Raw genomic sequence first — 20,206 nt, 5'->3', positions numbered from 1 at the left:
CGGTCTGCAGACGAAAAAGCCGAAGACTGCAGCTTCGGCTTTCCATGGCAGAGAAAGTGCCCCCGCCGCTCAGGGCATGGGTGAATTCTTCGCCACGCTGGCCAGGCGCTCGGCGCAGCGGCTGGCCTGGTCGCCATCGCGTGCCTCCACCATCACGCGCAGCAAAGGCTCGGTGCCGCTGGCGCGGATAAGCACGCGCCCCGTATCACCCAATTCGGCCTTGACGGCCTCGGTGGCTTCCTCCAGCTGGGTGTTGCGCTTCCAGTCCTGGCCCGGCTGCAGCCGCACGTTGAGCAATACCTGGGGAAACAGCTGGACCGAAGACAGCCACTGCGACAGGCTCTTGCCCGAACGCACGCAGGCCTGCAGCACCTGCAGCGCGCTGACCAGGCCATCACCCGTGGTGTGCTTGTCCAGCGCCAGCAGATGGCCCGAGCCCTCGCCCCCCAGGGTCCAGCCCTGCCGGTGCAGCTCCTCCAGCACATAGCGGTCGCCGACCTTGGCGCGCACAAAGCCCACACCCTGGGACTTCAGCGCCACCTCCACGGCCATATTGGTCATCAGTGTGCCCACGGCACCCGGCACGGCCTCGCCACGCGCCAGCCGATCGGCCGCCATCAGGTACAGCAGTTCGTCGCCGTTGTAGAGCCGGCCAGCCGCATCGACCAGCAGCAGCCGGTCGGCATCACCATCCAGCGCCACACCGAAGTCGGCCTTGTTCGCTCGCACGGCCAGCACCAGGGCCTCGGGATGGGTGGCACCCACGCCTTCGTTGATGTTCAGTCCATCGGGCGCACAGCCAATGGCCACCACATCGGCCCCCAGTTCATGGAAGACCTTGGGGGCGATCTGGTAGGCCGCGCCATGGGCCGCATCGACCACGATCTTCACACCCTTGAGCGTGAGCGCATGGTCGAAGGTGCTCTTGCAGAACTCGATGTAGCGCCCTGCCGCGTCTTCAAGGCGCCGGGCCTTTCCCAGAGCGGCAGAGTCGACCCATACGGGATCTTCGGTCAAGGCCTGCTCGACCTCTTCCTCCCAGGCATCGGGCAGCTTGGTGCCCTGTGCGCTGAAGAACTTGATGCCGTTGTCGTAATAAGGGTTGTGGCTGGCGCTGATGACCACGCCCAGGCTGGCGCGCTGGGCGCGCGTCAGATAGGCCACGCCCGGCGTGGGCAAGGGGCCCAGCAGCATCACGTCCACGCCGGCAGAGTTGAACCCGGACTCCAGCGCGCTCTCCAGCATGTAGCCCGAGATCCGCGTGTCCTTGCCGATCAGCACCATGGGACGGGCTTCCTTGCGCCGCAGCACACGGCCCACGGCATGCGCCAGACGCAGCGCGAAGTCGGGGGTGATGGGCGAACGGCCCACCAGGCCGCGAATTCCATCGGTACCAAAATATGTGCGTGCCATAGTGCTCCTTTGTTGTTCAGTCGTTGTCGTGCATGGTCTGCCAGACCGTCAATGCCGCCACCGTATCGGCCACGTCGTGCACGCGCACCACGCGCGCGCCACGCTCCACCGCCAGCAGTGCCGCCGCCACGCTGGGCACCATGCGCTGGCCCTGTGGACGGCCACTGACCTGCCCGAGCGAGCCCTTGCGCGACCAGCCGGCCAGCAGCGGGAAGTCTAGGCCCAGCAATTCATGCTGGCGTGCAAGCAGGGAAAAATTCTGTGCCACGCTTTTGCCGAAGCCGATGCCATAGTCCCAGACGATGCGCTCCCGCGCCACGCCCCGGGCCAGCAGGGCATTGGTATGCACCTGCAGGAACGCGCTCACGGCGGGTACGGCGTCGCCTTGCATGGGCGTGGTCTGCATGTCCTGCGGCGTGCCATGCATGTGCATGAGACAGATGCCGCAGCTCGGGTGCGCGGCCACCACCTGCTGCGCGCCCGGCTGGCGCAGCGCCCAGATGTCGTTGACGATGTCGGCCCCCAGATCCAGCACGGCCTGCATGACCTCGGGCTTGTAGGTATCGACGGAGACAGGCACGCCCAGTTGCACTGCGCCCTGTACAACAGGCAGCACGCGCCGCAACTCCTCATCCAGCGGAACAGCCGGTGAGCCGGGCCTGGTGGACTCGCCGCCAATATCGAGGATGTGCGCGCCCTCACTGACCAGTTGCTCTGCATGCCGCAAGGCCTGCTCCACCGTGTTGTGCCGCCCGCCGTCGGAAAACGAGTCGGGCGTCACATTGACGATGCCCATGACCAGTGGACGCTGAAGGTCTAGAACAAAGCGCGAAGTCTGCCATTGATGCGGCATGGGATTTCCTGAAGGTAGGCGCCTGCCGGACCGGGTTCATCGCTGGCCGTTGCGGGCAATTGAACACATCCTGCAAGCAAAGCAAAAGGGCCCCTCAGGGCCCTTTGCATGGGATTGACCGATTCTGCGGCAAGCAGCTCAGGCCGTGGTGGGCGCAGGGTCGGCATCCACTGCCGGCGTGCCGCCGGACGAGTTGCCACCGTCGGACGACGGCGGGTTGCGCGGCACCCAGTCCTTGGGAGGACGCGGCTCGCGGCCGGCCATGATGTCATCGAGTTGCTCGGCGTCGATGGTTTCCCAGTCGAGCATGGCCTTGGCCATGGCATGCATCTTGTCGGAGTTATCCTCGATCAGCTTGCGCGCCAGTCCGTACTGCTCGTCGATGATGCGGCGAACCTCCTGGTCCACCTTCTGCATCGTCTGCTCGCTCATGCTGTTGGTCTTGCTCATCGAGCGGCCCAGGAAAGGCTCGCCTTCCTGCTCCGCATAGACCATGGGACCCAGCGCGTCGGTCATGCCGTAGCGGGTGACCATGTCGCGTGCGATCTGCGTGGCCCGCTCGAAGTCGTTGCTCGCGCCCGTGGTCATCTGGTTCATGAACACTTCTTCGGCAATGCGTCCACCGAACAGCATGGCGATCTGGTTGAGCATGAACTCCTTGTCGTAGGAGTAGCGGTCCTTCTCGGGCAGGCTCATGGTCACGCCCAGCGCACGGCCGCGCGGGATGATGGTGACCTTGTGCACGGGATCGCACTTGGGCAACAGCTTGCCGATCAGTGCGTGGCCTGCCTCGTGGTAGGCCGTGTTGCGGCGCTCTTCCTCGGGCATGACCATGCTCTTGCGCTCGGGGCCCATGATGATCTTGTCCTTGGCCTTCTCGAAGTCCTGCATCTCGACGGTGCGCGCATTGCGGCGCGCGGCCATCAGGGCTGCTTCGTTGCAGAGGTTGGCCAGATCGGCACCCGACATGCCGGGCGTGCCGCGGGCGATCACGCCCGGATTCACGTCCTGGCCGACAGGGATCTTGCGCATGTGCACATTGAGGATCTGCTCGCGGCCGCGGATATCGGGCAGCGTCACATACACCTGGCGGTCGAAACGGCCGGGGCGCAGCAGCGCCGCATCCAGGATGTCCGGACGGTTGGTCGCAGCCACGACGATCACGCCGAGGTTGGTCTCGAAGCCGTCCATCTCGACCAGCATCTGGTTCAGGGTCTGTTCACGCTCATCGTTGCCACCGCCCAGGCCTGCGCCGCGCTGGCGGCCCACGGCGTCGATTTCATCGATGAAGATGATGCAGGGTGCATTCTTCTTGGCGTTCTCGAACATGTCGCGCACGCGGGCCGCGCCCACGCCGACGAACATTTCAACGAAGTCGGAGCCCGAGATGCTGAAGAACGGGACCTTGGCCTCGCCCGCAATGGACTTGGCCAGCAAGGTCTTGCCGGTACCCGGAGGCCCGACCAGCAGCAGACCACGCGGAATGCGGCCGCCGAGCTTCTGGAACTTGTTGGGGTCCTTGAGGAAGTCCACGACTTCCTTGACCTCTTCCTTGGCTTCGTCGCAGCCTGCAACGTCGGCAAAGGTAACGGTGTTGTTGTTCTCGTCCAGCATGCGCGCCTTGCTCTTGCCGAAGCTGAAAGCACCGCCCTTGCCGCCGCCCTGCATCTGGCGCATGAAGTACACCCACACGCCGATCAACAGCAGCATGGGCCCCCAGCTGACGAGCAGGGTCATGAGGACCGAGCCTTCTTCGCGGGGCTTGACGTCGAACTTGACGTTGTTGTTGATCAGGTCACCCACGAGCCCGCGATCCAGGTAGGTGGCGGTGGTGCGCACCTTGCGGTCATCGTTGGTCGTGGCCACGATCTCGGTGCCGCCGGGGCTTTCCTGGATGGTGGCGCTCTTGATGCGATTGCTTCGCACCTCTTCCAGGAACTCGGAGTAACCGACATGGGACGCGCCAGCGCCGCCACGGGTGTCAAATTGCTTGAACACCGTAAACAGCACCATGGCGATGACCAGCCAGACGGCAATTTTTGAAAACCACTGATTGTTCAAGCGGGGCTCCAATGGGGGATACAGATAAAACGACTTCCAGCGTGCTCGAAGCGTATTTGCGGTCCATTTTAGGTGTTTCAAGCTGGCTGGTCGCCTATATCCCTCTATAGCAGCCATAGCTTGAATACGGTCTTGACCCGGGTCAGGGCAGCGCCGGGCGGCTGCACAGGCCTACTTGAGCCCCATGCCCACCAAAAACGTCTCCGAAGACTTGTCACGCGAGGACTTGGGCTTGATCGGCTTGACCACCTTGAAGGTCTGCCGGAACAGCGCAACCAGGTCATCGTAGGCCCCGCCGTGGAAGAGCTTCACCACCAAGGCGCCTTCAGGTTTCATATGGTGGATGGAAAAATCAACCGCCAGTTCGACCAGCAGCGCAATGCGTGCCGCATCCGTCGTGCCGTTGCCCGACAGGTTGGGAGCCATGTCGGAGACCACCACGTCGGCCTTGCCCCCGCCCAGGGCCTCCTGGAGCTGGGCCAGAACCGGCTCCTCGCGGAAATCGCCCTGGATGTACTGCACGCCCTCAATGGGCTCCATGGGCAGCAGATCCAGCGAGATGATGCGGCCGTTGAGAGCGCCGACGGCCGCCCCGTTGGGCGACAGGCAACGGCGCACATACTGGCTCCAAGCCCCGGGTGCGCAGCCCAGGTCCACCACCGTGGCACCCGGCCGGATGAGCTTGAGCTGCTCGTCGATCTCCTTGAGTTTGTAGGCCGCGCGCGCGCGGTAGCCGTCCTTCTGGGCGGCCTTGACGTAAGGATCGTTGACGTGGCTGTTGAGCCAAGCCTTGTTGACCTTCTTGCTTTTTGTGTTGACTTTCATGCTGGATTCTTTCAGCCTCGATAATACGGCCATGCCCCAAATTCAATTGACTCCCGCCGAGCGCCGGGAACACCGCGCCAACGCACACCACCTGGACCCCGTGGTCCTCATCGGGGGTGACGGCCTGACGGCTGCCGTGCAAAAGGAGGTCAACGCCGGCCTTAACGCACATGGCCTGATCAAGGTCCGTGTCTTCAACGACGACCGCGCCGCACGCGAGCAGATGTATCTGCAGCTGTGCGACGAGCTTGGCGCTGCACCCATTCAGCACATCGGCAAGCTGCTGGTGCTCTGGCGCCCCATGCCGGAAAAGGAAAAAGCCATCGACGAGAGCCGCATGCCCGGCCCTCGCGATGTCAAGCTGCTCAAGTTCAGCAAGCGCTCGGGCCAGAAGCCCGAGGTCAAGCAGATCCGCGTGCTGGGCAACCAGCGCCTGACGGCAGGTGGCCAGGTCAAGCGCGCCAAGCCCAAGCAGAAGTCGGTCAAGAAGCGTCAGGCAGACTGAGTCCGCCGCATCCATGACCGTAGCATCCCATGCCGCCAGCGTGGCCCAGGCCGCGCAACCGCCCTCCGCCTCCCCCTCTGCGCAGCAGCGCTTCGTGATCTGCATGAAGTGGGGCAAGAAGTACGGTCCGGAGTATGTCAACAGGCTCTACGCCATGGTGCGCCGGCATCTGAAGGGCGATTTTCGCCTTGTCTGCCTGACCGATGACGGCGTGGGGATTCGCGACGAGGTCGAATGCCTGCCGATTCCTCCGCTGAACCTGCCCGCGGGCATTCCGGAGCGTGGTTGGAACAAGCTGGCCACCTTCAGTGCCGACCTGCACGGCCTGCGCGGCACGGCGCTGTTTCTTGACGTGGACGTGGTCATCACCGGGCCGCTGGACGATTTTTTCACCGAGCCCGGCGAGTTCCTGATCATCCACGACTACAAGCGTCCGTGGCGCATCACGGGCAATTCCTCGGTGTACCGCTTCGAGCTGGGTGCCCACCCCGAGGTGCTGGACTACTTCCGCACGCATTTCGAAGAGATACGCCGCAACTTTCGCAATGAGCAGGCCTATCTGTCCGACATGCTGCACAAGCAGGGCAAGCTCAAGTACTGGCCGCAGGCCTGGTGCCCCAGCTTCAAGTACCACTGCATTCCCGCATGGCCGACGAACTACTGGAAGCCGCCCTTCGTGCCCGAGGGTGCACGCGTGGTGATCTTCCACGGCGAATGCAACCCGCCTGACGCGTTGGCCGGCCGGCGCAATCGGCGCTTTCGCTATATCCGGCCTGCCACCTGGGTGGCCGAGCACTGGCACGAGTGAGCAGCTCGACCCACAAAAAAACGCCCGCGCTTGCGGGCGTTTTTGTTTGGCATGGTGCCGAACCGGCAGGACCGGGATCAGGCCGTGGCCCGGGTGTTCGCTTGAGACGAACGGCCTATGCGCCACAGCACGACGAGCGCACACAGCCACTGCAGCGCATACATCACCGTGCCCACGCTGTGCCACAGCTTGAGGTTGTCGCGTGCAACGATGCGCGGCGACACGCCGTACTGGACGACAAATGCCAGCAGCATGCCTGCGATCACAAAGCCCAGGCAGGCCTTGGCCCAGGGCTGCAGGACCGACTCCTTGCTGCGCCGGGACAGGACCAGCAGCACGGCCGCGCAGGCGATGGACACCCAGGTCTGCGCGGCAAACAGCTTGGCAGCCATGAAGCCCGCGACAGCCGGCGTGGGCAAGTGGGCGAACAGCATGGGTACGGCCATGAAGCCGATGGCCGACAGGCTGCCCCACCACAGGGCAGCGGCCAGCAGGGGAACGCGCTCGTACAGGTTGCTCATGGGCTTAGGCCTTCCTCAACGATCGAGGCATAGGCACCGACGCATCAGAGGTAGCGCACCGACACCACTTCATAGCGGCGCTCGCCGCCCGGTGCCTGCACGACAGCGGTATCGCCTTCTTCCTTGCCGATCAGCGCGCGTGCGATGGGGCTGGAGACGTTGATCAGGCCCAGCTTGAGATCGGCTTCGTCCTCGCCGACGATCTGGTACTTGACCGTGTCGCCGCTGTCCTCGTCTTCGAGTTCAACCGTTGCACCGAAGACCACGCGGCCGCCGGCATCCACGGCGGAGGGATCAATGATCTGGGCTGCGGACAGCTTGCTCTCTACCTCGGCAATGCGGCCCTCGATGAAGCCTTGGCGGTCCTTGGCGGCCTCGTACTCGGCGTTTTCGCTCAGGTCGCCCTGGGCACGGGCCTCGGCGATGGCCTGGATGATGGAAGGACGCTCCACGGTCTTCAGACGGTGCAGCTCGTCCTTGAGTTTCTCGGCTCCGCGCTTGGTGATGGGAATGGTGGCCATTGAAAAGTCTCCATGTGCAGCAAACGCCGCGCGTTGCGCGGCTTCTTTGGCACAGGCGGGCCGGCAGTATGGCGGCAGGGCCTGCGCCCCAAAAGCAAACCGCCGCACGTTGCCGCGCGGCGGTTTCATCAAGTCATGTGGTCCATTATGCCGCGTTTGACCACCAGCTTCGGTGGGAAAACCCGGCGGCACTGTCGGACAGTGCCGCCGGCTGCACCTCGTCAGAAACGAGGGGCGGCAGCGCGGAAGGATCAGGCCGTTTGCAGCTGGGCGTGCAGTTCCTGGACGGAGTGCACATCCATGTTGCCCATGGACTTCATGCCTTCGACGGCGGCTTCGGCACCGAAGATGGTGGTGAAGGTGGTCACGCGCGCCAGCAGGGCGCTGGTGCGGATGGCGCGCGAGTCGGCGATGGCGTTGCGGCGCTCTTCCACCGTGTTGATGACCATGGCGATCTCGCCGTTCTTGATCATGTCCACGATGTGGGGGCGGCCCTCGGTCACCTTGTTGACGAGCTGCACCTCGATACCTGCCTCGGAGATGGCCGCTGCCGTGCCGCGCGTGGCGCACAGCACGAAGCCCATGGCAGCCAGTTCCTTGGCCACGGCCACGGCGCGCGGCTTGTCGGCGTTCTTCACGGTCAGGAAGACCTTGCCCTGGGTGGGCAGTGCCACGCCGGCGCCCAGCTGGCTCTTGACGAAGGCTTCGCCAAAGGTCTTGCCCACGCCCATGACTTCGCCGGTGGACTTCATCTCGGGGCCGAGGATGGTGTCCACGCCCGGGAACTTCACGAACGGGAAGACGGCTTCCTTGACGCTGAAGTACGGCGGCGTGACTTCCTTGGTGATGCCTTGCTGGGCCAGCGTGTCGCCGGCCATGCAGCGCGCAGCCACCTTGGCCAGCTGGATGCCCGTGGCCTTGGAGACGAAGGGCACGGTGCGCGAGGCACGCGGATTGACTTCCAGCACGTAGATCACGTCGCCATCGGCCGTTTCCTTGATGGCGAACTGCACGTTCATCAGGCCGACCACGCTCAGCGCGTTGGCCATGGCAGCCGTCTGGCGCTTGATCTCGGCCACGGTCTCGGGCTTGAGGTAGTAAGGCGGCAGCGAGCAGGCGGAATCGCCCGAATGCACGCCGGCCTGCTCGATGTGCTCCATCACGCCGCCGATGAAGACGGCGCCTTCGCGGTCACGCACGCAGTCCACATCGCACTCGATGGCGTTGGACAGGAAGTGGTCCAGCAGCACGGGCGAGTCATTGCTGACCTTGACGGCTTCGCGCATGTAGCGCTCCAGGTCGCGCTGCTCATGCACGATTTCCATGGCACGGCCACCCAGCACATAGCTGGGACGCACGACCAGGGGGTAGCCCAGGCCGGCCGCCTTTTCCAGCGCTTCGGGCTCGGTACGGGCCGTGGCATTGGGTGGCTGGCGCAGGCCCAGCTCATGCAGCAGCTTCTGGAAGCGCTCGCGGTCTTCGGCCGCGTCGATCATGTCGGGCGTGGTGCCGATGATGGGCACGCCTTCCTTTTCAAGACCCAGGGCGAGCTTCAGGGGCGTCTGGCCGCCGTACTGCACGATGACGCCAACAGGCTTCTCGACAGCCACGACTTCGAGCACGTCTTCCAGCGTCAGCGGCTCGAAATACAGGCGGTCCGAGGTGTCGTAGTCGGTGGACACGGTTTCGGGGTTGCAGTTGACCATGATGGTTTCATAGCCGTCCTCGCGCATGGCGAGCGCGGCATGCACGCAGCAGTAGTCGAACTCGATGCCCTGGCCGATGCGGTTCGGGCCACCGCCCAGCACCATGATCTTTTTCTTGTCCGTCGGCTCGGCTTCGCACTCCTCGTCATAGGTGGAGTACATGTAGGCGGTGTCGGTGGCGAACTCGGCAGCGCAGGTGTCCACGCGCTTGAACACGGGGCGCACGCCCAGTGCCTTGCGCGCCTCGCGCACGGCCTTGTCGGTGCTGTGCAGCAGCTTGGCAAGGCGGCGGTCGGAGAAGCCCTTTTGCTTGAGCGTGCGCAGCGTGGTGGCGTCCAGTGCAGCCAGCGCGGCATCGCCCTTTTCCTCGTAGACCTTGTCCAGTTCGAGTTCGATCTTGACGATCTCTTCGATCTGCACGAGGAACCACTTGTCGATCTTGGTGATGTTGTGCACTTCATCCAGCGTCCAGCCGGCAGCAAAGGCGTCACCCACATACCAGATGCGGTCCGGACCTGGTTCGCCGAGTTCCTTTTCGAGGATCTCGCGGTCCTGGGTCTTTTCGTTCATGCCGTCCACGCCGACTTCCAGGCCGCGCAGCGCCTTCTGGAAAGACTCCTGGAAGGTGCGGCCAATGGCCATGACCTCGCCCACGGACTTCATCTGCGTGGTCAGGCGGTTGTCGGCAGCCGGGAACTTCTCGAATGCGAAACGCGGGATCTTGGTGACCACGTAGTCGATCGAGGGCTCGAACGACGCAGGCGTCTTGCCGCCCGTGATGTCGTTCTTGAGTTCGTCCAGCGTGTAGCCCACGGCCAGCTTGGCAGCGACCTTGGCGATGGGGAAGCCCGTGGCCTTGGAGGCCAGCGCCGAGGAGCGCGACACACGCGGGTTCATCTCGATGACGATCATGCGACCGTCCTTCGGATTCACCGAGAACTGCACGTTGGAGCCACCCGTGTCCACACCGATCTCGCGCAGCACCGCCAGCGAGGCGTTGCGCATGATCTGGTATTCCTTGTCGGTCAGCGTCTGCGCGGGCGCCACGGTGATCGAGTCGCCGGTGTGCACGCCCATGGGGTCCAGGTTCTCGATGGAGCAGATGATGATGCAGTTGTCCGCCTTGTCGCGGACGACTTCCATCTCGTACTCCTTCCAGCCGAGCAGCGATTCCTCGATCAGCAGCTCATTGGTCGGCGACGCTTCCAGGCCGCGCTTGCAGATGGTCTCGAACTCTTCGGGGTTGTAGGCAATGCCGCCGCCCGTGCCGCCCAGCGTGAAGCTGGGGCGGATGACGGTAGGAAAGCCCATCTCCTTTTGCACGGCCCAGGCTTCGTCCATCGAATGGGCGATGCCCGAGCGTGCCGAACCCAGGCCGATGCGCGTCATCGCATCCTTGAACTTGAGGCGGTCCTCGGCCTTGTCGATGGCCTCGGGCGTGGCGCCGATCAGCTCGACCTTGTACTTGTGCAGCACGCCGTTGCGCCACAGGTCCAGCGCGCAGTTCAGCGCGGTCTGGCCGCCCATGGTCGGCAGGATGGCGTCGGGACGCTCCTTGGCGATGATCTTCTCGACCGTCTGCCAGGTGATGGGCTCGATGTAGGTGACGTCGGCCGTGGCCGGGTCGGTCATGATCGTGGCAGGGTTGCTGTTGATCAGGATGACCTTGTAGCCCTCTTCGCGCAACGCCTTGCAGGCCTGCACGCCGGAGTAGTCAAACTCGCAGGCCTGGCCGATGACGATGGGACCGGCGCCAATGATCAGAATGCTTTTGAGGTCGGTGCGCTTAGGCATTTTTGTGTTTCTCCATCAGCGCCGTGAAGCGGTCAAACAGGTAGGCGATATCGTGCGGGCCGGGCGAAGCCTCGGGGTGGCCCTGGAAGCAGAACGCAGGCTTGTCCTTGTGCTCAAGGCCTTGCAGCGTGCCGTCGAACAGGCTGATGTGCGTGGCGCGCAGCGTGTCGGGCAGCGATTCCATCTCCACCGCAAACCCGTGGTTCTGGCTGGTGATGCTCACGCGGCCGTTGTCCAGGTCCTTGACGGGGTGGTTGGCGCCGTGGTGGCTGTTGGCCATCTTGAAGGTCTTGGCGCCAGCGGCCAGGGCCATGATCTGATGACCCAGGCAGATGCCGAAGACGGGCTTGCCGGACTCCACCAGTTCCTTGGTCGCGGCAATGGCGTAGTCGCAGGGCTCCGGGTCGCCAGGGCCGTTGGACAGGAAAACGCCGTCGGGGTTGAGTGCCAGCACATCCTTGGCGGGCGTCTTGGCCGGCACCACGGTCAGCTTGCAGCCGCGCTCGGCCAGCATGCGCAGGATGTTGAACTTCACGCCAAAGTCATAGGCCACCACATGGAAACGCGGGGCCTGCTGCTGGCCGTAGCCTTCGCCCAGCTTCCACTCGGTTTCCGTCCATTCGTACTGCTGGGCGGCGCTCACCACCTGGGCCAGATCCAGGCCCTTCATGCTGGGGGCCGCCTTGGCCGCAGCCAGTGCCTCGTCGATGCGCGCCTGGGTCACTTCTTCGCCAGCGGCCAAACCGACGATGGCGCCGTTTTGTGCGCCCTTGTCGCGCAGCAGCCGTGTGAGCTTGCGCGTGTCGATGTTGGCAATCGCCACCGTGCCGCTGCGCGTGAGGTAGTCGGGCAGGGTCTCGGACTTGCGGAAGTTGCTGGCCAGCAGCGGAAGGTTCTTGATGATCAGGCCCGCCGCATGGACCTTGCCAGCCTCGACATCCTCTGCGTTGACGCCGTAGTTGCCGATGTGCGGATACGTGAGCGTCACGATCTGCTGGCAGTAGCTGGGGTCGGTGAGGATTTCCTGGTAGCCGGTGATTGCCGTGTTGAAAACGACTTCACCAACCGTGGCGCCTTGCGCACCGATCGAGTTGCCAACAAAGACCGTGCCGTCTGCGAGCGCCAGGATGGCGGATGGGAATGCTCCCTTGAGAGACAAAAGCACTGGGTTCTCCGGTTCTAATTACGGTTACGCCCAGCGTGCCGCACGGACGGGTCCGTGCGGTTTACAGCTTGTCTGCAGGGGGTGGCGAGGAAGCGTCGCTAGGCGTATTGTGGAATGCTTGAAAGCCGCCCATTATAGGCTGGTCGCGCTTCAGCCTCCTGACAGGAGGCGGGATTACCCTTGACGTGAGCCGGCACTCACGCTGCTTGCGTGCAGGCATATTGCCGCAGCCGCAGCCACGTTCAGAGACTCTTCACCACCCGGCTGGCCGATGCGCACATGCTGCGCCGCCTGCTGCATCAGCGCCTCGCCAACGCCCTGCCCTTCATGGCCCATGGCCCAGGCACACGGCCAGGGCAGAGCGGCGCTCTGGATCAGTTCACCTTGATGGGAACTGGTCACGATCAGGGGCAAGCCAAGCGCACTCAGATCCTCGGGTGACGCCGACTCCACCAGGTGCAGCCCGAAATGCGCGCCCATTCCGGCGCGCAGCACCTTCTGGCTCCACAGCGCAGCCGTGCCCTTCAAGGCCACGATCTGGCCGAAGCCGAAAGCGGCCGCACTGCGAAGAATGGAGCCCACGTTGCCTGCGTCCTGCACACGGTCGAGCACCACGGTGGCCACGCCGGCACGCACGGCCGCCGACGCCTGCCAGTCCATCAGAAAGCCGATGCGCGCCGGAGACTCCAGTCCGCTGACCTCGGCAAACACGGCATCGGACAGCACCACGCACTTGCCTGCGCCCTGCACCCACTCCAGCGGCACCTGAGGCCAGAAGGACTCGGCCACCACGGCCAAGGCGGGCTGCATGCCGCGCGCCAGGGCAGCACGGCACAGATGGTCCCCCTCCAGCCAGACACGTCCTTGGCTGCGGTAGGCCCCGCTGTCCTGGGCAAGCCTTCGCAAATCCTTGACCAGGGCGTTGTCACGGGACTGGATCGATGTAGCGGCAGGTTGTCGGCTCATGGCAAGGCTTCCGGGCAAAGAGAACAGCGAAGAACAGCGCCACGGGCGCAGAAAGCGAAGGCGCTCAGGCCGACAGCAGCAAGGCCTGCGCGCCCTGCGCCGCAGCGGCCACGCGGGCGGCTGCCAGCGGCTCGGCCCTGCGGGCAATGCTCACGACATGGGCCACGGGCGCGAAGGTTCGCCGGTGCTCCTGGCAGGCGCCATGCAGGCGCAGCGCGGCAAGATGGGCCGCCGTGCCATAGCCCTTGTGGCCGTCGAAGCCGTACTCCGGGTATTGCTCATGCAGGCGCTGGCACCACCGATCCCGCGTGACCTTGGCAAGAATGGAGGCCGCCGAGATGGACTGCACCAGGGCATCGCCCTTGACGATGGCCTCGGCCTGCACATCCAGCACGGGCAACTGGTTGCCATCCACCAGAACCAGTACCGGCTTCAATCGCAGGCCCAGCACCGCGCGGCGCATGGCCAGCAGCGTGGCCTGCAGGATGTTCAGGCGATCGATCTCTTCGACCGAGGCCTCGGCAATGCTGCAGCACAGCGCCTTGGCACGGATCTCGTCATAGAGTGCCTCGCGGCGCGCAGCCGTGAGCTTCTTGGAATCGTTCAGACCCTCGATGGGATGGAGATCGTCAAGAATGACAGCGGCGGCCACCACGGGGCCGGCCAACGGGCCGCGGCCCGCTTCGTCCACGCCCGCAACCAACCCCGGCGGATGCCAGGGCAGGCACGCCTGTTCAGGCGGCAGTGGGGGCAATGATTTTCTCGATCGCATGGGCGGCCAGTTCGGCAGTATCGCGCCGCAATTCATGGTGCAGCGCTGTGAAGCGCTGTACCAGCGCTTCGACGGTTGAAGGGGAATGCTCGCAGGCCTGCAGCCATTGCAGCACGGCCGCGCTCAGCGCCTGGGGCGTTGCCGCATCCTGGATCAGCTCGGGCACGACGAAATCGCCGCACAGGATGTTGGGCAGGCCCACCCAGGGCTGCAGCTGCTTGCCACGCATCAGACGCCAGCTCCACGGGTGCATGTTGTAGCCGATCACCATGGGCCGCTTGTACAAGGCGGCTTCCAGCGTGGCCGTGCCGCTGGCTATCAGCGTCACGTCACAGGCTGCCAATGCGTCATGGGACTGGCCGCGCACGATGTGCAGCGACGAAGCCATGCCGGCTTGCGCGGCAATGCGCTGCAGCTCGTCGAATTGCGAAGGCACAGCAGGCACTACTATTTTAATAGCTGGCAGCGCCTTCCGAACCAAAGCTGCCGCCTGAAAGAAGCGGGCAGCCAGGTAACGTATTTCAGAGCGCCGACTGCCGGGCAGTACGGCCAGCACCAGACCATCTTCGGGTAGCCCCAACCGGCGGCGTGCAGCGGCGCGGTCGGGCTGCAGCGGAATCACGCTGGCCAGGGGATGGCCCACGTAGGTCGCGTCTATGCCATGGCGGGCCAGCAACTCGGGCTCAAAGGGGAAGATGCACAGGACATGATCGGCCGCGCGGCGGATCTTGTCGACGCGATCGGCACGCCAGGCCCAGATCGAAGGACAGACGAAATGCACGGTCTTGATGCCCGCAGCACGCAGATCGGTTTCCAGCCCCAGATTGAAGTCCGGCGCGTCGATGCCGACAAAGACGGCCGGCCGCTGCTGGAGCAGTCGCTGACGCAGCTGGCGTCGGATATTCAGAATCTCGGCCAGCCGGCGAAACACTTCCCAGCTGTATCCATGCACGGCCAAGCGCTCGCTGGACCACCAGGCTTCAAAGCCGCGCTGCTGCATCTGCAGCCCGCCGATGCCAAAGGCCGAGGCCTCGGGCCAGCGGGACTGCAGCCCCCCCAGGAGCAAGGACGCCAGCAGGTCGCCAGAGGTTTCTCCGGCGACCATGGCAATCGATGGACTCAGGCGCGCCGATGGCGCCGCGTTCTCTGTCATGCCGTCCTTTCGCGCGCCAGATCAGCGCGCAATGCCCCGGGTCGAAGCCGCCAGGAAATCCAGCATCAGCGATACATCGGCCGCGGCCTCGGGCAGTTCACCCTCCAGCGAAGCAATGGCTTCTCGCGCAGCTTCAAGGGTCAGTCCCTGGCGATACAGCAGACGGTGCATCTGCTTGACGGCCTGAATGCGCTGCGGCCCGAAGCCGCGACGGCGCAAGCCTTCGATATTGAAGCCGCGCACGGCCAGCGGATTGCCATCCACCATCATGAAGGGCGGCACATCCTGCGAGATATGGCTGGCAAAGCCGGCCATGGCATGGGCACCCACCTTGGTGAACTGGTGCACGCCCGTCAGGCCCCCCAGGATGACATGGTCGCCCACGTGCACGTGGCCGGCCAGGGTAGCGTTGTTGGCCAGGATGGTGTGGCTGCCGACAACGCAGTCATGGGCCACATGCACATAGGCCATGATCCAGTTGTCGTCGCCGATGGCCGTGACGCCCTGGTCCTGCACGGTACCGGTGTTGAAGGTGCAAAACTCCCGCACCGTATTGCGATCGCCGATAACCAGACGGGTAGGCTCGCCTGCATACTTCTTGTCCTGGGGCTGCGCGCCCAGGGACGCGAACTGGAAAATCCGGTTGTCGCAGCCAATGCGGGTATGGCCTTCGACAACGCAATGCGCGCCGATGGTGGTGCCGGCGCCGATTTCCACATGCGGTCCGATGACGGCATAGGCGCCGACCGACACCGACGAATCCAGCTGCGCAGCGGAATCTATCAGTGCCGTGGGATGGATGCGTTCAATGCCAGCCATGCGCCCGTCAGCCCACGTTGCGCATGGTGCACATCAGCTCGGCTTCGCAGGCCACTTCGTCTTCGACGCGAGCCACGCCCTTGAACTTCCAGATGCCGCCGCGCACACGGTCGATGGTGATCTCCAGCACCAGCTGGTCGCCCGGCTCCACGGGACGCTTGAAGCGCGCCCCGTCGATGCCCACGAAGTAGTAGATGTTGTTCTCATCCGGAACCTGGCCCATCGCATCGAAGGCCAGCAGGCCGGCCGCCTGCGCCAGCGCCTCCAGGATGAGCACGCCAGGCATGACAGGGCGGCCCGGGAAATGGCCCATGAAATAGGGCTCGTTGAACGTGACGTTCTTGATCGCCTTGATGCGTGTATTGCGCTCAAGCTCCGTGACCTTGTCCACCAGCAGGAAGGGGTAGCGGTGGGGCAGTTGCTTGAGAATTGCGTGAATATCCATCATTGCGTTCCGTTATGGCCTTGATCCGCCGATTGCTGCAGTTGCCGCTCCAGGGCCTTGATGCGATCGCGCATGGAGTGCAGCTGCTTCAGCGTCGCAGCATTTTTTTCCCATTTGGCGTTTTCATCCACGGGAAACATGCCCGTGTAAACACCTGATTGTGTCAGCGAACGGGTCACTACCGTCGCTGCCGAAATATGCACCCGGTCAGCCAACTGCAGATGGCCCAGCACGATGGCCCCGCCTCCCACGGTGCAATGCGCGCCAATGCGCGCGCTGCCGGCCACCCCCACGCAGCCGGCCATGGCCGTATGCCTGCCGACGTGCACGTTGTGACCGATCTGGATCAGGTTGTCGAGCTTGACCCCATCCTCGATCACCGTGTCGTCCAGCGCACCCCGGTCTATGCAGGTATTGGCGCCGATTTCCACATCGTCGCCGATCCGCACGCCGCCGAGCTGCTCGATCTTCACCCATGCGCCGTTCTCGGGCGCGAACCCAAAGCCGTCCGCCCCCAGCACCACGCCGGAATGCAGCAGACAGCGCGCGCCCACATGGCAGTTCTCGCCAATGGTGACGCGCGACTTGAGCACCGTGTGGGCACCGATCGTGGCACCCTCCTCGACCACGCACAGCGGGCCAATGGTGGCCGATGCATCAACGATGGCGCTCTCGTGCACCACGGCGCTCGGATGGATACCGGCCGGCGCCACGGGCCTGCAGTTTCGCTTCCACCACTGCGTGGCCCTGGCGAAATACGCATACGGATCAGGGACCACGATGCAGGCACCCCGCTGCTGCGCCAGCTCGCGCATGGCGGGCGCCACAATAACGCAGGCCGCCTCGGAGGCGGCCAGTTGCTGGCGGTAGCGGGGGTTGCTCAGAAAACTGAGATCCCCGGCCCCGGCAGAGTCCAGCGGTGCGATGCGGGAGATGGACATCTCCCTTTCGCCACCGACCAACTCGCCACCGAGTGCATCGAGGATCTGGCCCAACAATACGCTCACGGCATGCAGCCCTGGACAGCTGGCTTACTTGCCGCCGCCGTTCAGCGCCTTGATCACCTTGTCAGTGATGTCGTACTTGGGGTTGATGTAGACGGCTTCCTGGAGGATGACGTCGTACTTCTCGGATTCGGCCACTTGCTTGACCACCTTGTTGGCGCGTTCCAGCACCTGGGCCAGTTCTTCGTTCTTGCGGGAGTTCAGGTCTTCCTGGAACTCACGGCGCTTGCGCTGGAACTCGCGGTCCTGATCCACCAGTTGGCGCTGGCGCGAGACGCGCTGGCTTTCGGCCATGGTGGGAGCTTCACGCTCGAACTTCTCCGAAGCGCTCTTGAGCGAGTTGCCCTGGTCAATCAGCTCCTTCTCACGCTTGGAGAATTCCTGCTCCAGCTTGGACTGCGCAGCCTTGGCAGTCGATGCTTCACGGAAGATGCGATCCGTATTCACAAAGCCGGCCTTGAACTCCTGGGCGTGCGCGGAAACGGCCATGGCGCCAAGCAGCACAGCCAGGGAAAAATGGCTAGATAGAGATTTCATTAGAAAGAGGTTCCGATTTGGAATTGCAGTCGCTGGATTTTATCCCCGGTCTGCTTGCGGATGGGTTGAGCAAAGGCCAGGCGCAGGGGACCCAGCGGGGAAATCCAGCTGATGCCCAGGCCCGTGGATGCCCGCAGCTCCCCGAGATCGAAGTTCTCGTTGGCTCCGTAGACATTGCCCACATCGAGGAATGTAAAAAGACGCAAAGTCCTGTCATTGCCGGCACCAGGGAACGGAACCATGAACTCGGCGTTCAATGTCACCTTCTTGGAGCCGCCAAGCGCCAGGTTTTCCTTGGTGTCGCGCGGACCCAGCGAGCCCTGCTCGAAGCCACGCACCGAGCCCAGGCCACCCGAGAAGAAGTTCTTGAACAGCGGGAACGGACGGCCATTGAGGCCCTTGCCGTAGCCCAGTTCACCGTTCAGTGCCAGTGTGTACTTCTTGCTCAGAGGGATGTACTGCTGGATCTGGTAGTTGGCGCGCACATAGCGGGCCTCGCCACCCACCGACCACTCGGTGTTCAGGCGCTGGTAGAGACCGGAGTTGGGCGCCAGCGCGCTGTCACGGCTGTCGCGTGACCAGCCCAGGGTCAGTGGTATGCCGGTGTTGGAGTAGCCGTACTTGTCGGCATAGTCCTTGTACGCCTGGGGCAGGTAGGTGCCGGGCTTGATTTCGGAGCGCTCCACGCCGCCGCCGAAGTAAACGGTGTCGATCTCGCTGAAGGGCACGCCAAAGCGGACGCTGCCGCCCGAGGTGACGATCTTGTAGGCCGCATCGTCGTAGTAGGGACGGTCAGTGCGGTAGTACAGGTCGTAAGTGCGCGAGATGCCGGTGTCCGTGAAGTACGGGTCCGTGGTGGACAGCACCATGGTGCGGCGGTACTTGCTGGTGTTCACGTCCACGCCCAGGTAGTTGCCTGAACCGAACACGTTTTCCTGCTTGATGCCGAAGGACAGCGAAACCTTTTCAGCGCTGGAAAAACCAGCGCCCAGCTGCAGCGAGCCGGTGGGCTTTTCAGCCACCGAGATGACCAGATCCACCTGATCAGGCGAACCCGGCACTTCCTGGGTTTCGACGTTGACTTCGGTGAAGAAGCCCAGACGGTCCACCCGGTCGCGCGACAGGCGAATCTTGTCGCCGTCGTACCAGGAAGCCTCGTACTGGCGGAATTCGCGGCGGATCACTTCGTCGCGCGTGCGGTTGTTGCCGCTGAGATTGATGCGTCGCACATAGGCGCGGCGAGAAGGCTCGGCGTGCAGCACCAGGGCCACCCGGTTGGTCGCACGGTCGATGTCCGGCACGGCCTCGACGCGCGCGAAGGCAAAGCCGAAGTTGCCGAAGTGCTCGGTGAAGGCCTTGGTCGTTGCCGTGACCTGATCGGCGTTGTAGGGCTCGCCGGGCTTGATCTTGACCAGGGACTTGAATTCGTCGTCGCGGTCCAGGTAGTTGCCTTCCAGCTTGACGCCGGAGACCACGAAACGCTCGCCTTCATGGATGTTCAGGGTCAGCGAGATGGTCTGCTTGTCGGGCGAGATCGCCACCTGGGTGGAGTCCACGCGGAATTCCAGGTAGCCACGCTGCAGGTAGTAGGAGCGCAGCGTTTCCAGGTCGGCGTTGAGCTTGTTGCGCGCATAGCGGTCCGACTTGGTGTACCAGCTCATCCAGTTGCCGGTGTCCTGGTCAAAAAGGTCCTTGAGCGTGGATTCGCTGAAGGCCTTGTTCCCGACGATATGGATCTCGTTGATACGGGCGGGATCACCTTCGGTCACCGTGAAGGTCAGGTTGACGCGGTTGCGCTCGATGGGCGTGACCGTCGTGACGACTTCGGCGCCATACAGGCTGCGGTTGATGTACTGGCGCTTGAGCTCCTGCTCCGCGCGGTCGGCAAGTGCCTTGTCGAACGGACGCCCCTCGGCCAGGCCCACATCGCGCATGGCCTTTTGCAGGGTTTCCTTGTCGAATTCCTTGGTGCCGGCGAAGTTCACTTCGGCGATGGTCGGGCGTTCTTCGACCACGACGACGAGCACGTTGCCGTTGGCTTCCAGGCGGATGTCCTTGAACAGGCCCAATGCGAACAGCGAGCGGATGGCGGCTGCACCCTTGTCGTCGTCATACTGGTCACCCACGCGCAGGGGGATGGAAGCGAAGACCGTGCCCGGCTCCACGCGCTGAAGACCTTCGATGCGGATGTCCTGTACGCGGAAGGGCTCCAGTGCCCAGGCTGCATTGGCAGCCAAAACCATGGCAGCCAGGGTCGATGCAGCGCGCACGCCCAGGCGATTGATACGTTTAGTCATGAATGGATTTGCCGCCGCTGCGGCTTGCCGAAAACGGCTGA

18 protein-coding genes are annotated in these 20,206 nt (G+C 63.9%); 2 read left to right on the top strand and 16 right to left on the bottom strand.

Going from position 1 to position 20,206, the window contains the following annotated elements:
• Positions 1-69 precede the first annotated feature (69 nt).
• The 4 genes from glmM to U6958_RS10850 all read right to left on the bottom strand — a co-directional run bounded on the left by glmM (position 70) and on the right by U6958_RS10850 (position 5,152).
• The gene (glmM, locus tag U6958_RS10865) at positions 70-1,413 is read right to left on the bottom strand and encodes a phosphoglucosamine mutase (RefSeq protein WP_016447467.1); all 1,344 of its coding nucleotides are present in this window, start codon (positions 1,411-1,413) and stop codon (positions 70-72) included.
• A 16-nt stretch (positions 1,414-1,429) separates the two neighbouring features.
• Positions 1,430-2,266 (bottom strand): dihydropteroate synthase, encoded by an 837-nt coding sequence (gene folP / locus U6958_RS10860; RefSeq protein WP_074921378.1) that lies wholly within the window; start codon positions 2,264-2,266, stop codon positions 1,430-1,432.
• Positions 2,267-2,404: 138 nt separating this feature from the next.
• A complete protein-coding gene (gene ftsH, locus U6958_RS10855; protein WP_016447469.1) occupies positions 2,405-4,327 on the bottom strand; it encodes an ATP-dependent zinc metalloprotease FtsH in 1,923 nt (640 codons plus the stop codon).
• A 171-nt stretch (positions 4,328-4,498) separates the two neighbouring features.
• Positions 4,499-5,152 (bottom strand): RlmE family RNA methyltransferase, encoded by a 654-nt coding sequence (locus U6958_RS10850; RefSeq protein ID WP_016447470.1) that lies wholly within the window; start codon positions 5,150-5,152, stop codon positions 4,499-4,501.
• A 31-nt stretch (positions 5,153-5,183) separates the two neighbouring features.
• On the opposite strand from U6958_RS10850, the gene U6958_RS10845 reads away from it, so the two are divergent.
• Complete coding sequence (locus tag U6958_RS10845) at positions 5,184-5,657, top strand: YhbY family RNA-binding protein (protein ID WP_074921457.1); 474 nt, start codon at positions 5,184-5,186, stop codon at positions 5,655-5,657.
• A 13-nt stretch (positions 5,658-5,670) separates the two neighbouring features.
• Positions 5,671-6,465 carry a hypothetical protein gene (locus U6958_RS10840; protein WP_046238475.1) on the top strand — a complete coding sequence of 265 codons (795 nt, stop codon included), beginning with the start codon at positions 5,671-5,673 and terminating at the stop codon, positions 6,463-6,465.
• Between the two features lie 77 nt (positions 6,466-6,542).
• On the opposite strand, the gene U6958_RS10835 is transcribed toward U6958_RS10840, so the two are convergent.
• The 12 genes from U6958_RS10835 to bamA form a co-directional block, all read right to left on the bottom strand.
• Positions 6,543-6,986, bottom strand: a complete 444-nt coding sequence (locus U6958_RS10835; protein WP_016447472.1) for a DUF4149 domain-containing protein — start codon at positions 6,984-6,986, stop codon at positions 6,543-6,545.
• Positions 6,987-7,030: 44 nt separating this feature from the next.
• Positions 7,031-7,507, bottom strand: coding sequence for a transcription elongation factor GreA (gene greA / locus U6958_RS10830; protein WP_016447473.1), 477 nt, complete (start codon positions 7,505-7,507; stop codon positions 7,031-7,033).
• A 251-nt stretch (positions 7,508-7,758) separates the two neighbouring features.
• Entirely contained in the window at positions 7,759-11,007 is a 3,249-nt protein-coding gene (carB, locus tag U6958_RS10825; protein WP_016447474.1) for a carbamoyl-phosphate synthase large subunit, read from the bottom strand.
• Positions 11,000-12,172, bottom strand: a complete 1,173-nt coding sequence (gene carA / locus U6958_RS10820; protein ID WP_074921377.1) for a glutamine-hydrolyzing carbamoyl-phosphate synthase small subunit — start codon at positions 12,170-12,172, stop codon at positions 11,000-11,002. The genes carB and carA overlap by 8 nt, the downstream gene beginning before the upstream one ends.
• 174 nt (positions 12,173-12,346) lie before the next feature.
• On the bottom strand, positions 12,347-13,138 hold the full coding sequence (locus U6958_RS10815) for an RNA methyltransferase (RefSeq protein ID WP_074921376.1): 792 nt from the start codon (positions 13,136-13,138) through the stop codon (positions 12,347-12,349).
• A 64-nt stretch (positions 13,139-13,202) separates the two neighbouring features.
• Complete coding sequence (rnhB, locus tag U6958_RS10810) at positions 13,203-13,910, bottom strand: ribonuclease HII (protein WP_016447477.1); 708 nt, start codon at positions 13,908-13,910, stop codon at positions 13,203-13,205.
• Positions 13,873-15,063, bottom strand: coding sequence for a lipid-A-disaccharide synthase (gene lpxB / locus U6958_RS10805; RefSeq protein WP_016447478.1), 1,191 nt, complete (start codon positions 15,061-15,063; stop codon positions 13,873-13,875). Before lpxB ends, rnhB begins: the two co-directional genes overlap by 38 nt.
• 21 nt (positions 15,064-15,084) lie before the next feature.
• Positions 15,085-15,882 (bottom strand): acyl-ACP--UDP-N-acetylglucosamine O-acyltransferase, encoded by a 798-nt coding sequence (lpxA, locus tag U6958_RS10800; RefSeq protein ID WP_017404505.1) that lies wholly within the window; start codon positions 15,880-15,882, stop codon positions 15,085-15,087.
• Between the two features lie 7 nt (positions 15,883-15,889).
• The gene (gene fabZ, locus U6958_RS10795; protein ID WP_012206736.1) at positions 15,890-16,330 is read right to left on the bottom strand and encodes a 3-hydroxyacyl-ACP dehydratase FabZ; all 441 of its coding nucleotides are present in this window, start codon (positions 16,328-16,330) and stop codon (positions 15,890-15,892) included.
• Positions 16,327-17,334: a UDP-3-O-(3-hydroxymyristoyl)glucosamine N-acyltransferase gene (lpxD, locus tag U6958_RS10790; RefSeq protein WP_016451336.1), complete on the bottom strand. Its 1,008-nt coding sequence runs from the start codon at positions 17,332-17,334 to the stop codon at positions 16,327-16,329. The genes fabZ and lpxD overlap by 4 nt, the downstream gene beginning before the upstream one ends.
• A gap of 24 nt (positions 17,335-17,358) precedes the next feature.
• Complete coding sequence (locus U6958_RS10785) at positions 17,359-17,868, bottom strand: OmpH family outer membrane protein (RefSeq protein ID WP_016447481.1); 510 nt, start codon at positions 17,866-17,868, stop codon at positions 17,359-17,361.
• Positions 17,868-20,165, bottom strand: coding sequence for an outer membrane protein assembly factor BamA (bamA, locus tag U6958_RS10780; RefSeq protein WP_016447482.1), 2,298 nt, complete (start codon positions 20,163-20,165; stop codon positions 17,868-17,870). Before bamA ends, U6958_RS10785 begins: the two co-directional genes overlap by 1 nt.
• Between the last annotated feature and the right edge of the window lie 41 nt (positions 20,166-20,206).

This window comes from Delftia lacustris, from assembly GCF_040267515.1.
GTDB lineage: Bacteria > Pseudomonadota > Gammaproteobacteria > Burkholderiales > Burkholderiaceae_C > Comamonas > Comamonas tsuruhatensis.
This window is presented reverse-complemented; position numbering and strand designations above follow the sequence as displayed.

Bases quoted from the DNA above. Each gene is read 5' to 3' on its own strand.
- glmM (WP_016447467.1), bottom strand. From the start codon at position 1,413: ATGGCACGCACATATTTTGGTACCGATGGAATTCGCGGCCTGGTGGGC.
- U6958_RS10815 (WP_074921376.1), bottom strand. From the start codon at position 13,138: ATGAGCCGACAACCTGCCGCTACATCGATCCAGTCCCGTGACAACGCC.
- greA (WP_016447473.1), bottom strand. From the start codon at position 7,507: ATGGCCACCATTCCCATCACCAAGCGCGGAGCCGAGAAACTCAAGGAC.
- U6958_RS10835 (WP_016447472.1), bottom strand. From the start codon at position 6,986: ATGAGCAACCTGTACGAGCGCGTTCCCCTGCTGGCCGCTGCCCTGTGG.
- U6958_RS10840 (WP_046238475.1), top strand. From the start codon at position 5,671: ATGACCGTAGCATCCCATGCCGCCAGCGTGGCCCAGGCCGCGCAACCG.
- lpxA (WP_017404505.1), bottom strand. From the start codon at position 15,882: ATGGCTGGCATTGAACGCATCCATCCCACGGCACTGATAGATTCCGCT.
- carB (WP_016447474.1), bottom strand. From the start codon at position 11,007: ATGCCTAAGCGCACCGACCTCAAAAGCATTCTGATCATTGGCGCCGGT.
- U6958_RS10850 (WP_016447470.1), bottom strand. From the start codon at position 5,152: ATGAAAGTCAACACAAAAAGCAAGAAGGTCAACAAGGCTTGGCTCAAC.
- bamA (WP_016447482.1), bottom strand. From the start codon at position 20,165: ATGACTAAACGTATCAATCGCCTGGGCGTGCGCGCTGCATCGACCCTG.
- lpxB (WP_016447478.1), bottom strand. From the start codon at position 15,063: ATGACAGAGAACGCGGCGCCATCGGCGCGCCTGAGTCCATCGATTGCC.
- rnhB (WP_016447477.1), bottom strand. From the start codon at position 13,910: ATGCGATCGAGAAAATCATTGCCCCCACTGCCGCCTGAACAGGCGTGC.
- U6958_RS10845 (WP_074921457.1), top strand. From the start codon at position 5,184: ATGCCCCAAATTCAATTGACTCCCGCCGAGCGCCGGGAACACCGCGCC.
- U6958_RS10785 (WP_016447481.1), bottom strand. From the start codon at position 17,868: ATGAAATCTCTATCTAGCCATTTTTCCCTGGCTGTGCTGCTTGGCGCC.
- folP (WP_074921378.1), bottom strand. From the start codon at position 2,266: ATGCCGCATCAATGGCAGACTTCGCGCTTTGTTCTAGACCTTCAGCGT.
- fabZ (WP_012206736.1), bottom strand. From the start codon at position 16,330: ATGATGGATATTCACGCAATTCTCAAGCAACTGCCCCACCGCTACCCC.